10 protein-coding genes are annotated in these 11,633 nt (G+C 73.2%); 5 read left to right on the top strand and 5 right to left on the bottom strand.

Features of this window, described 5'->3' with window-relative positions; genetic code table 11:
- Positions 1 to 158: 158 nt before the first annotated feature.
- Genes hpt through dacB form a run of 4 tightly spaced genes read right to left on the bottom strand, consistent with a single transcriptional unit; the run spans position 159 to position 4,519 of the window.
- Complete coding sequence (hpt, locus tag ACZ7LE_RS22645) at positions 159 to 713, bottom strand: hypoxanthine phosphoribosyltransferase (protein WP_285105341.1); 555 nt, start codon at positions 711 to 713, stop codon at positions 159 to 161.
- A 3-nt stretch (positions 714 to 716) separates the two neighbouring features.
- On the bottom strand, positions 717 to 1,946 hold the full coding sequence (tilS, locus tag ACZ7LE_RS22640; protein WP_470405487.1) for a tRNA lysidine(34) synthetase TilS: 1,230 nt from the start codon (positions 1,944 to 1,946) through the stop codon (positions 717 to 719).
- 2 nt (positions 1,947 to 1,948) lie between these two features.
- A complete protein-coding gene (locus ACZ7LE_RS22635) occupies positions 1,949 to 3,034 on the bottom strand; it encodes a zinc-dependent metalloprotease (protein ID WP_470405486.1) in 1,086 nt (361 codons plus the stop codon).
- 33 nt (positions 3,035 to 3,067) lie between these two features.
- Positions 3,068 to 4,519 carry a D-alanyl-D-alanine carboxypeptidase/D-alanyl-D-alanine endopeptidase gene (dacB, locus tag ACZ7LE_RS22630; RefSeq protein WP_470405485.1) on the bottom strand — a complete coding sequence of 484 codons (1,452 nt, stop codon included), beginning with the start codon at positions 4,517 to 4,519 and terminating at the stop codon, positions 3,068 to 3,070.
- Positions 4,520 to 4,776: 257 nt separating this feature from the next.
- On the opposite strand from dacB, the gene ACZ7LE_RS22625 reads away from it, so the two are divergent.
- Positions 4,777 to 5,277, top strand: coding sequence for an inorganic diphosphatase (locus tag ACZ7LE_RS22625; RefSeq protein WP_119141774.1), 501 nt, complete (start codon positions 4,777 to 4,779; stop codon positions 5,275 to 5,277).
- 64 nt (positions 5,278 to 5,341) lie between these two features.
- Here the strand turns inward: ACZ7LE_RS22625 and ACZ7LE_RS22620 are convergent, their stop codons facing one another.
- Entirely contained in the window at positions 5,342 to 6,718 is a 1,377-nt protein-coding gene (locus tag ACZ7LE_RS22620) for a C40 family peptidase (RefSeq protein ID WP_470405484.1), read from the bottom strand.
- Positions 6,719 to 7,146: 428 nt separating this feature from the next.
- Here ACZ7LE_RS22620 and ACZ7LE_RS22615 point away from each other — a divergent pair, with 428 nt between their 5' ends.
- The 4 genes from ACZ7LE_RS22615 (at position 7,147) to ACZ7LE_RS22600 (ending at position 11,630) form a co-directional block, all read left to right on the top strand.
- Entirely contained in the window at positions 7,147 to 8,484 is a 1,338-nt protein-coding gene (locus ACZ7LE_RS22615) for a bifunctional o-acetylhomoserine/o-acetylserine sulfhydrylase (RefSeq protein WP_470405483.1), read from the top strand.
- A 75-nt stretch (positions 8,485 to 8,559) separates the two neighbouring features.
- Positions 8,560 to 9,846, top strand: a complete 1,287-nt coding sequence (metX, locus tag ACZ7LE_RS22610; protein WP_470405482.1) for a homoserine O-acetyltransferase MetX — start codon at positions 8,560 to 8,562, stop codon at positions 9,844 to 9,846.
- 40 nt (positions 9,847 to 9,886) lie between these two features.
- Positions 9,887 to 10,324 (top strand): VOC family protein, encoded by a 438-nt coding sequence (locus ACZ7LE_RS22605; protein WP_470405481.1) that lies wholly within the window; start codon positions 9,887 to 9,889, stop codon positions 10,322 to 10,324.
- A gap of 79 nt (positions 10,325 to 10,403) precedes the next feature.
- Complete coding sequence (locus ACZ7LE_RS22600) at positions 10,404 to 11,630, top strand: YncE family protein (RefSeq protein WP_470405480.1); 1,227 nt, start codon at positions 10,404 to 10,406, stop codon at positions 11,628 to 11,630.
- The last annotated feature ends 3 nt before the right edge of the window (positions 11,631 to 11,633 follow it).

Here is an 11,633-nt window from a genome sequence, read left to right as displayed (position 1 = left end):
GGCGACGGGGACTAGGCCCCGTTTCCCTCCGCTCGCGCAAGATGTATCCGTCGAAACTACATGGTCTCCCTGAGAGGAGCCCCGAGTGTTCGCCCAGAGCATGTGACTCCTGGGCCACACTCGCCCGGACGCGACGAACCGTCCGGGACGGGCACCGTTCAGCCGCCGTAGACGTGCGGTGCCAGGGTGGCAACGAACGGCAGGTTGCGATAGTTCTCGGCGTAGTCGAGGCCGTAGCCCACCACGAACTCGTTCGGGATGTCGTAGCCGAGGTACTTCACGTCGACGTCGGCCTGCGCGGCGTCCGGCTTGCGGAGCATCGAGGCGATCTCGACCGACTCGGGGCCGCGCGAGCGCAGGTTCGAGACCAGCCATGACAGGGTGAGGCCCGAGTCGATGACGTCCTCGACGATGAGCACGTTGCGGCCCGTCAGGTCGGACCGGAGGTCCATCAGGATGCGCACCACCCCGGAGGACTTGGTGCCCGAGCCGTAGGACGACACGGCCATCCAGTCCATCTGCGCCTTGTGGTGCAGGCGGCGGGACAGGTCGGCCATCACCATGACCGCGCCCTTGAGCACGCCGACCAGCAGCAGGTCCTTGCCCGCGTAGTCCGCGTCGATCTGGGCAGCCATCTCGTCGAGCTTCTTGCTGAGCTGCTCCTCGGTGAGCAGCACCTCTGCGAGGTCGGATCCGACGTCGGACTTGTCCACGGGTCACTCCTGAGTCGTTGTGGGGGGTCTGACGCCGGTCCAGCCGTCCGAGGTCCCGGTCGGCGCGGCGCGCAGGAAAAGCCTGCCACACGCACGACGCGCCCGTGCGCCGCCCGGGAGCCCGGCCGGGCCCTGGCCGCTCCAGGACACAACGAACGCGTCGAGCGCGTCGACGTGCCGCGTGGTGGTGTCCGTGGGCCGGCAGCCGGCCGCGAGCGCCGCGAGCCGCAGGGCCCGGCGCCGCAGGGCCGGGTGGGCCGCGGCGAGGACGCCGACGTCGAGGGCGCGCTCGCCGGGTTCGGGTGCCGCGCCGTCCGGTGCCGCGGCGCCGTCCTGCGCCGTCGTGTCGCGCACCGTCCTGTCCTGCGCCGTCGTGTCCTGCGTCGCCGCCCCCGCCTGCGCCAGGAGGTCGGCCGCGAGGGAGTCCAGCAGGTCGGCGTCGTCCCGGGCCTGGTCCGCCGTGCGGGCGAGGGCCTCGGCGACGCCCGGCCCGAGCGTCGCCTCGAGCACCGGCAGCACACGGCCGCGCACCTGCGAGCGCAGCGGCGTGAACCCGCCGTCGCCGCCCGGCCGGTCGGGCCCGCCGCTCGCCAGGTCAGGCCCGCCGGGCCTGGCGTCGGGCAGCAGGTTGGTCGGGTCGGTCCAGAAGTCGAGGCCGGACGCCGCGCACACCGCCTCGGTCTGCGCGCGGCGCAGGCCGAGGAAGGGCCGGGCGAAGATGCCCCGCTCGCGCGGCATCCCGGCGAGCGAGCGTGCGCCGGCGCCGCGCGCGAGGCCGAGCAGCACCTGTTCCGCCTGGTCGTCGAGGGTGTGCCCGAGCAGCACCCGGCGGGCACCGGTCTCGGCGGCCGCCTCCTCGAACGCGCCGTACCGCATCGTGCGGGCGGCGGCCTCGGGTCCGGCGGGGTCCGGGCCGTCCGGCCGGTCGGGGCGCCGCACCAGCACCGGGTCCAGGCCCAGGGCACGGCACTGCGCGGCGGCCCGGGCGGCGACGTCGGCCGACCCCGCCTGCAGCCCGTGGTCCACGATCACCGCGCCCGCCCGGACGGCGTGGCCGCGCGACCGCACCGACCGCCCGACGCGGCGGGCCTCGAAGGCCACCGCGGCGGCCAGCGCGAGGCTGTCGGCCCCGCCGGAGCAGGCGACGAGCACGAGGTCGTCCGGGGCCAGGCCGGACAGCGCCGCCCGGACCGCGGTACGGGCCGCGGCGACGGCGGGGTCGACCCTGGCCACGGTCAGCCGTGCACCCGGCGCACCCACGCGCGGGCGTCGGCGATCTCCCGCGCGGTCGGCAGGTTCTCGGGCCCGGTCCAGACGGCGTTGAGCCCCTCGCGCCCCACGGTCCGCTCGACGGACCGCACGAACGCGGCCCCGTCGCGGTACTGGGCGAGCTTGGCCTCCATGCCGAGCAGCTTCTGCACGACGACGTCGAACGTGCTGCGGCCCTCGCCGTCGCGCCGCCGCTCGAACTTGGCCCGGATGCGCCGCACGGACGGCACCACCCGCGGCCCGACGGCGTCCATCATCACGTCGGCGTGCCCCTCCAGGAGGGCCATGACGGCGGTGATGTCGGCGAGCTCCGCCTTCTGCTCGTGCGTCAGCACGCCGTCCATGATGGTGCCGCCCTCACCCCGCAGGGCGTCGAGCACGCTCCGCCCGATCACGGCGATCTTCCGGTCGAACCGGGCCTTGGCCAGCTCAGCCGAGGTCCGCGCCATGCCCGTGACCAGGCCCCGCGTGCGACCGCTCAGGTGCCCCGAGAGCCAGGGCGCCGCGGCGAACTGGAGGGCGTGCGTCTGCTCGTGCAGGCAGACCCAGAGGCGGAAGTCCGCTGCCGGGACCTCCAGCGCGCGCTCGGCCTGGAGCACGTTGGGGGCGACGAGGAGCAGGCGCCCGGGCCCGGAGTAGGGGTCGAACTGGCCGAGCACCCGACCGCTGAGCAGGGCGAGCACCGCCCCGATCTCGGCGGCGCCGGCCATCTGGGCGCCGGCCGAGGTGGCGCCCTTGGAGACCTCGGCGACGACGGCGCCGATCCCGTCCGTCATGACGGCCATCGACTGGGTGTTCGCGCGGGCCCAGGTCGCCCGGTCCACCACCGCGACCGGGCTCAGCGCGGTGCCACCGGCGGGCTGTGCGGCCGGCGTCATGCGCGTGGTCTCCAGCACGTGCCCGACGGCGTCGCCCGCCGCCGTCCGCAGGCCGCTCACCAGGGAGTCGAGCTCGTCCCGGTCCGCGCGGGGGCCGGGCGCGGCGAGACGGGCCGCGATCTGGGCGGCCGCCGACCAGTCGACGATCTGAGGGGTTGCGGAGGCCTGGGTCACCGGACCACGGTAACGGCCAGGAGCGGTCGCGCGTCAGCCCTGGGCGGAGTACGCCGCGAGGTCCCCGACGAAGTCGTCGTAGATGGACGTGGCGCCCGCCGTCTGCTTGGCCGGGATCGAGTCGGCGAGCACGGAGAAGACGAGCAGCCGGTCGTCGGCGGTGATCACGGTCCCGGCGAGCGCGCGCACCTTGGGCAGGCTCCCGGTCTTGGCCCGCGCGAGCCCCTGGGCGGGGTTGTCGCCCGTGAACCGGCCGTGGCTGGCCGCGAGCGTGCCCGTCAGCCCGGCGATGGGCATGCCGGCGGCCTCGCTGCGCAGCTCGGGGTTCGTGGGGTCGACCATGACCCCGAGCAGGTCGGCGAGCTGCTGCCCGCTGAGGTAGGAGCCGTCGCCGAGCCCGGAGCAGTCCCGCAGGCGCGCGCCGGTCATGTCGACGCCGAGGTCCTTCGCGGCGGCGATCACGGCCTGCGTTGCGCCGTCGTTGGAGCCCGGCAGGCCGGCGTCCACCGCGACGAGCCGCCCGAGCACCTCGGTGATCGTGTTGTCCGAGTACTGCATGGCGAACCCGACGACCTCCGCGAGCGGGGCCGAGCTGACCTCGCCGAGCACCCGCGCGTCGTCCGGGGCGTTCTCGTCCACCACGGCCCCGGCGGTCTTGAGCCCCTGGTCCTCCAGGGCCGCGGAGAACGCCTCGGCGGCGTACTTGCCCGGGTCGGACGCGCGGGGACCGTTGTCGGTGTAGCCGTCCGACAGCAGGCCCACGTTGATCCCGACGGACGAGACGGGCGCGATGTAGCCGGCCGCGATGTCGGGGCTGGCGACGGTCGGCGCGATCTCGTCACCGGTGAAGAGCGTGTCGTCGAGCGCGACCCGCACCTCGGTGTCACCTGTGACCTTGATCTTGGCGGCGACCTGCTGGGCGAGATCCGCCAGCCCGGCCCGGCCGTTAACCGCGTTTGGGTCGCCCTTGCCCTCGGCCAGCATCATGTCGCCGCCACCGACCAGCACCACCGTGTTGTCGTCGACGAGCACGGCCTTGGTGTCCAGGGTGCTGTTCGCCATGGACGACCGCAGCGCGGCGACGCCGGTGAACAGCTTCTGCGTGGACGCGGGGGTCATGAGCTTGTCCGGGCTCGACGAGCCGAGCACCTCGCCGGTCGCGCCGTCCGCCACCACGACGCCCACGCGCGAGCCGAGCCGCTTGTCCTTGGCCAGGTCGCTGACCAGGCGCTGCATCTCCACGCTGTCCGGCACCGGGGCGTCGTCCGGGAGGTCCTCCAGGAGCGCGACGGGCGCGGGCCCGTCGACCGCCCCCGGGGCCGACGGGAAGGGACTCGGCTCGGGCCAGGGCGCGGCGGTCGTGAGCATGCCGGGGACCATGTCGTACGCGTCCGCCACCAGGTACCCACCGAACAGTGCGACGACCGCGGCGACGGCAGCGCCGGAGCGCAACCCCCACTCCATGGGCATCCTCTCGATCGTCACGTGAAAGCCATCGCCAACTCTAGTCGCGGCAAACCACGCGGCGTGTACGACAGCGGCGATTCACGGGAAATTTCACCCACACCTGCCACCGGTTCCCGCGCGCGTCGCGCACGCTGCGAATTATGCCGAACACGGACAGTGGTTCTGACCACAGGTCACGGTCGGGACACAGGACACATGGCACACTGGACAGGCGCAAGACCGCCGCCGCGGTAAGACACTTCGGCGACCATCATCGAGAACTGGAGCACATCGGCGTGGAGTTCGACGTCACGATCGAGATCCCCAAGGGTCAGCGGAACAAGTACGAGGTGGATCACGAGACCGGACGCATCCGCCTCGACCGCATGCTCTTCACCTCGACGCGCTACCCGGACGACTACGGCTTCATCGAGGGCACCCTCGGCGAGGACGGCGACCCCCTGGACGCGCTCGTCCTGCTGGAGGAGCCCACGTTCCCCGGCTGCCTGATCAAGTGCCGCGCCCTCGGCATGTTCCGCATGCGCGACGAGGCCGGCGGCGACGACAAGGTGCTGTGCGTGCCGACCGGTGACCAGCGCGCGGCGTGGCGCCAGGACATCGACGACGTCTCGGACTTCCACCGCCTGGAGATCCAGCACTTCTTCGAGGTCTACAAGGACCTGGAGCCCGGCAAGTCCGTCGAGGGCGCCCACTGGGTCGGCCGCGCCGACGCCGAGGCGGAGATCGTCCGCTCGATCCAGCGCGCCAAGGACACGGGCTACTACGACAAGCACTGAACGGCCCGCACCCCGCACGCGTCAGACGCACAGGTCACTCCGGTGACCTGTGCGTCTGACTCGTCTAGGGCCGGCCCGCGTACGGCATCGCGCTCGACAGGCGCAGCGGGTTCTCCGACAGCGGGTGCCCCGGCAGCGTCGCCTCGATCATCATGCCGCCGCCCGTGTACATGGCGACGTGGTAGATCGACGACGGGTCGCTCGGGTCCGAGCCGTAGAAGATGAGGTCACCTGGCCGCAGCGCCCCGTAGCCCACCTTGCCGACCGCCAGGTACTGGGAGCGCGACGTCCGCGTGATGTCCACGCCCTGGCTCGCCCACGACATCATCGTCAGGCCCGAGCAGTCGTACGACGTCGGCCCCGCGGCGCCGAGCAGGTACGGCGCGCCCAGCTTGGTCCGGGCCCAGGTCACGGCGCCGATCCCCCGGCCCGCCGACCCGGCGGAGACCCCTGAGGTGGGCGGGACGGCCGGAGCGGGTGCGGGCGCCGGCGGTTCCGACGTCGTGCCGCCGCCACCGCCTGAGCCGGAGCCGGAGCCGGAGCCGCCGCCGGAACCCCCGGAACCGCCCGAACTGCCCGACTCCCCCGCGGGCTCTTCCTCGGCCCGGGCCTCCGCCCGAGCCGCGTCGCGGGCCTCCTGCTGCCGTTCGAGCTCCGCCCGCGCCGCGGCCTCGCGCGCGGCCTCCGCGGCGGCGGCCCGGGCGGCCTCCCGCTCGCGCTCGATCCGCACGCTCGTCTGCCGCAGCTCCGCGAGCCGCTCCACCAGGGCCTGCCGCTCCACCTCGGCCGCCCGGGTGCGCGTCTCCAGGTCCGCCGCCGCGGCCTGGGCCGCGTCGAACGCGGTCCCGGCCCGCTCGGCGGCCGCGTCGAGCTCCTTCTTCGCCGCCGTCCAGCGCGCGTCGGCGGACTCCGACGTCGCCCGCGCGTCCTGGTACTCCGCCAGGGCCCCACCGATCTTGCGCTGCACCGCGCGCTCGGCCGCGCTGCGGCCCACCATGTCGGTCACCGAGTCCGCCCGGAGCGCGACGCCGAGCGAGCCCAGGCCGTCGTCGCGCGACGACGCCCGGTACACCTCGGCCAGGCTCCCCCGCGCCGCCACCTCGCCCCGGTGCGCCTTTGCGGCCGCGGACCGGGCCTCCGCCACCTCCCGCTCCGCCTGCTCGACGGCCTGCTGGGCCTCGGCGTAGTCGGCGGCCGCGACCTGTACGCGGACCTGTGCCGCCTGGAGCTCGGAGCGGAGCGTCGCGAGCGCGGCCTCGGCCTGCTCGACGTCGAGGGTGCCGGCAGCGACCGCGTCGCGGGCGGCCTGCGCCTCCTGGGCGGAGGGTGGGTCGGCGGGCGGGTCTGCCTGCGCAGTCGGACCCCACGGGAACACCAGCCCCAGAGCGAGGACCGCGGCCCCGAGGGCCCGGAGTGCCAGCACGGCGTGAATCCGTCGCATGATCCCCCTTCCGATCCGCACCCCTTCGGCGTGTCGCCTTGCGCGGATCCTGTGAATCACTTCGTTGTTACTACCGGTCCAAATGTGCCCCGAGCATCCGAAGTGCGCATCCGGAAGGCAAAACGGCGCATAGGACGACACGGGCCCGGAGTCGCCCGCGGTGTCTCATTTCTGCATCTCACGATTCAAGACATGTCTTTCGACCTCGCCTTGGTGCGTCTACGGTCACACCATGACTCGTCGAATGTGTTGTTGCTGATCCAGCGCACGTTCGCCTGCCCTCGGCCGGTCGGCCGACCTCCGCGTGCGCGCCCTCGACCCCGCCGCGGACCCATCCCCTGATGCGCAGGCCCTCCGGGGCACGCCGCGGCACCGCTCGGTCAGTTCAGCCAGAAGCACGCCACACCGCAGAGGAAGCAGGGAGAGCCATGACTCAGCCCCAGTGGTCGTTCGAGACCCGCCAGATCCACGCCGGCCAGGAGCCGGACCCCACCACGGGCGCCCGCGCCCTGCCGATCTACCAGACCACGTCGTTCGTGTTCCCTGACGCCGGGGTCGCGGCGGACCGGTTCGCCCTGAAGGACCTCGGCCCGATCTACACCCGCATCGGCAACCCCACGCAGCAGGTGGTGGAGGACCGGATCGCCAGCCTGGAGGGCGGCGTCGGCGCCCTGCTGGTCGCGTCGGGCCAGGCCGCGGAGTCGCTCGCGATCCTGAACCTCGCCCAGGCGGGCGACCACATCGTGGCCTCCGCGAGCCTCTACGGCGGCACCTACAACCTGCTGCACCACACGCTGCCCAAGTTCGGGATCGAGACCACGTTCGTGGACGACCCGCACGACCTCGACGCCTGGCGCGCCGCCGTCCGCCCCGACACCAAGGCGTTCTTCGGCGAGACCATCCCGAACCCGCGCTCCGACGTGCTCGACATCGAGGGCGTCGCCGCGGTGGCCCACGAGACCGGCGTCCCGCTGATCGTGGACAACACCGTCGCCACGCCGTACCTCATCCGCCCGTTCGAGCACGGCGCCGACATCGTCGTCCACTCGGCGACGAAGTACCTGGGCGGCCACGGCAGCGCGATCGGCGGCGTGATCGTCGACGGCGGCCGGTTCGACTTCGCGGCCGACCCCGAGCGGTTCCCCGGTTTCAACACGCCGGACCCGAGCTACAACGGTCTGGTGTTCGCCCGGGACCTCGGCGTCGACGGCGCGCTGGGCGCCAACCTGGCGTTCGTGCTCAAGGCGCGCGTCCAGCTCCTGCGCGACCTCGGCGCGGCGATCTCCCCGTTCAACGCCTTCCTGCTCGCCCAGGGCCTGGAGACGCTCTCGCTGCGGGTCGAGCGGCACGTCGCCAACGCGCAGCACGTCGCCCGGTGGCTGGAGGCCCGGGACGACGTCCGCGGCGTCCACTACGCGGGCCTGGAGAGCTCACCCTGGTACGGCAACGCCCAGAAGTACGCGCCGCAGGGCGCCGGCGCGGTGCTCGCCTTCGAGCTCGACGGCGGCACCGAGGCGGGCCAGGCGTTCGTCTCCGCCCTGCAGCTGCACTCCAACGTGGCGAACATCGGCGACGTCCGCTCGCTCGTGATCCACCCCGCGTCCACCACCCACTCCCAGCTCACGCCGGACGAGCAGGCGCTCTCGGGCGTCACGCCCGGCCTGGTCCGCCTCGCGGTGGGCCTGGAGAACGTGGAGGACATCCTGGCCGACCTGGAGCTCGGCTTCACCGCCGCCAAGAACCTCCTGGGCGGCGAGACGGACTGATCCACCCGCAGTACCCGGGGCGGGCACCGGAAACCCTTCGGTGCCCGCCCACCACCCCGAGCCGCAGGAGGAGCCATGGCCGTCACCACCCCGAAGGCCGCTCACGGTGCCCTTGACCCGAGCATCCGCACCACGAGCGTCCCCTTCTCCGTGCCGCAGGACACGCACGGCGGGGGCGACGTCACCACGCCCGGCCCGGCCGGACCCGTCGAGACCTCGCGCGCCCGGAGCAAGCCGCCCGTGCCGCCGAGCGGCGCCTGGCGCGAGGGCGACGACCCCGGGCGCCGGCAGTTCGCCGACGTCGGCGCGTTCGAGCTGGAGGCCGGCGACCGCCTGCCCGCCGTCCGCGTGGCCTACGAGACCTGGGGCACGCTGAACGCCGACGGCTCGAACGCCGTGCTCGTGCTGCACGCCCTCACGGGCGACTCGCACGTCACCGGCGAGGCCGGGGCGGGGCACGTGACCGCCGGGTGGTGGAGCGAGATGGTCGGCCCCGGCCGCCCCATCGACACGGACCGGTACTTCGTGGTGGCGCCCAACGCGCTCGGGGGCTGTCAGGGCACGACCGGACCGTCGTCGACGGCGGACGACGGGCGCCCCTGGGGCGGCCGCTTCCCCTACGTCACGACCCGCGACCAGGTGGCCGTGGAGATCGCGCTGACCCGGGAGCTCGGGATCGGGTCGTGGGACCTCGTGATCGGCGCCTCGATGGGCGGGCTCCGCGTGCTGGAGTGGGCGCTGCTGGGGCCCGAGTCCGGCATCCCCGTGCGCAACGTCGCGGCCATCGCGACGACCGCCCAGACCGGCGGGGACCAGATCGCGTGGGCGCACCCGCAGCTCGCCGCCATCCGCGTGGACCCGCGCTTCCGCGGCGGCGACTACTACGACGCGGCCGACGACGACGGCCCGCACACCGGCCTGGGCATCGCCCGCCAGATCGCGCACACGACGTACCGCACGGGCTACGAGCTGGACCAGCGCTTCGGCCGCCTCCCGCAGGGTGGCGAGGACCCGTTCGCGGGCGGCCGGTTCGCCGTGCAGTCGTACCTGGAGCACCACGGCGACAAGCTCGCGCGCCGGTTCGACGCCAACTCCTACCTGGTGCTCACCGAGTCGATGCTGTCGCACGACCTGGGCCGCGATCGCGGCGGGGTCGAGAACGCGCTGAGCCAGATCGCCGCACGCACCCTGGTGGTGGCGGTGGACAGCGACCGGCTGTTCCCGCCCGCCCAGTCCGCGCGGCTCGCGCGCTGGATCCCGCGGGCGGAGTCGCTGCGGATCGTGACGAGCGACGTGGGGCACGACGGGTTCCTGGTCGAGGCGGACCAGATCGGCCCGATGGTGAGCGAGTTCCTCGGGTAGCCGTCGCGCGGTCCGTGAGCCCCAGGCTTAGCGTGGCCGTATGGCAAAGCTCAACCCGTACCTCAGCTTCAAGTCCGAGGCCAAGGACGCCCTGGACTTCTACCAGTCCGTGCTCGGCGGCGAGCTCGCCGTCAGCACCTTCGGTGGAACCCCGATGGAGGGGATGCCCACACCCGACGAGGACAAGGACCTCGTCATGCACGGCCAGCTCGACGCCCCGGGCGGCCTCACGATCATGGCGGCCGACACGCCGTCGTTCATGGAGTACGTGGCGCCCACCAGTGGCGTCACCGTGTCCCTGACCGGCGGCCCGGACGACCACGACTACATCAAGAGCGCCTACGAGAAGCTGTCCGACGGCGCGACGCCGGGCCAGCCGCTCGAGCTCGCCCCGTGGGGCGACTACTACGGGGCGCTCACCGACAAGTACGGCATCTCGTGGATGTTCGACATCGGCACGGAGCAGTCCGCCGGGTGATCTTTCGTTACTGAACCTGGCTCCAGTAACCTTCGTCGGGCCGGTCGACGCCGACCGGCCCGACGAAGAGGAGCGTCCAGTGACACAGCGCCGTGCACTCTCCATCCTTGCCTCGCTCGGCCTCGCGACCTCGGTCGCGGCCACCGCCGCCGTCCCGGCGCAGGCCGACCCGCCGCCGCGGGAGGTGCTGTTCGTCGCCAACAACTGGGACGGCACGGCCTCCGTGCTGTCCTCGGGCCCGGACCTCACGCCCGTCGGGCAGGTGGACGTGATCCCCGACCGCGAGCAGCGGATGCGCGAGATCTACCGCGACCCGGTGCGGCTGGCGGCGTTCCTGGTCATCCGCGAGACCGTGGGCGAGGGGCACGACCAGTTCGCGGACGACATGTACACCACGCCCGACGGCTCCTCCCTCGTGGTGTCGCGGCCGAGCTTCGCCGACGTCGTCTCCCTGAGCCTGGCCACGGGCGAGGTCGAGTGGCGGTTCCCGGTGTCCGGGCTGCGGGCCGACCACATGGCGGTGTCCCCGGACGGGACCCAGGTCGCCGTCTCGGCGTCGACCGGGAACCGGGTGCACGTGCTGGACATCGAGACCGGCGCCGAGGCCGGCTCGTTCCCCACGGGCGACAAGCCGCACGAGAACGTCTACACGTCCGACGGCCTGATCTGGAACATGTCCATCGGCGAGGTCAACAACGACCTCGACGACCCCGCCCTCGACTTCCTCAAGGGCGACCGGGTGATCACCGTGGCCGACGCCGAGACGTTCGAGGTGGTGCGCGAGATCGACATGCGCGACCGGCTCGACGCCGCGGGGCTGGGCACCCTGTCCGACGCCGTCCGCCCCGCCACGTTCAGCCCGGACGGGTCGAAGCTGTACTTCCAGGTGTCCTTCTTCGGCGGCTTCCTGGAGTACGACGTCGCGAGCGACCGGATCACCCGGGTCAAGACGCTGCCGCGCGTCTTCGAGGGCCGCCGCGACGAGATGGTGAACGACTCGCGCCACCACGGCCTCACCATGCAGCCCTCGGGCGAGCACCTCTGTGTCGCCGGGACCATGGACGACTACGCCGTGATCGTGGACCGGGCCACGCTCGCCGAGGGCCCGCTGGTCGACGTCGACAAGCCGTACTGGACCACCGTGACGGGCGACGGCACGGCGTGCGTCGTCTCGGAGTCGGGTGCCGACCAGGTGACGTCCGTCGACTTCGCGACCGGGCGGAGGATCGCGTCGGTGCCGGTGGGCGACCATCCGCAGCGGGTGCGGCTGGGCAGCGTCCCGGCCGGCTGGTCGGGCCTCGGCTAGGGT

It is taken from the genome of Promicromonospora sp. NPDC110617 (assembly GCF_055598465.1).
Note: the sequence above shows the minus strand (reverse complement) of the source record. Positions and strands in the feature narration are given on the sequence as shown.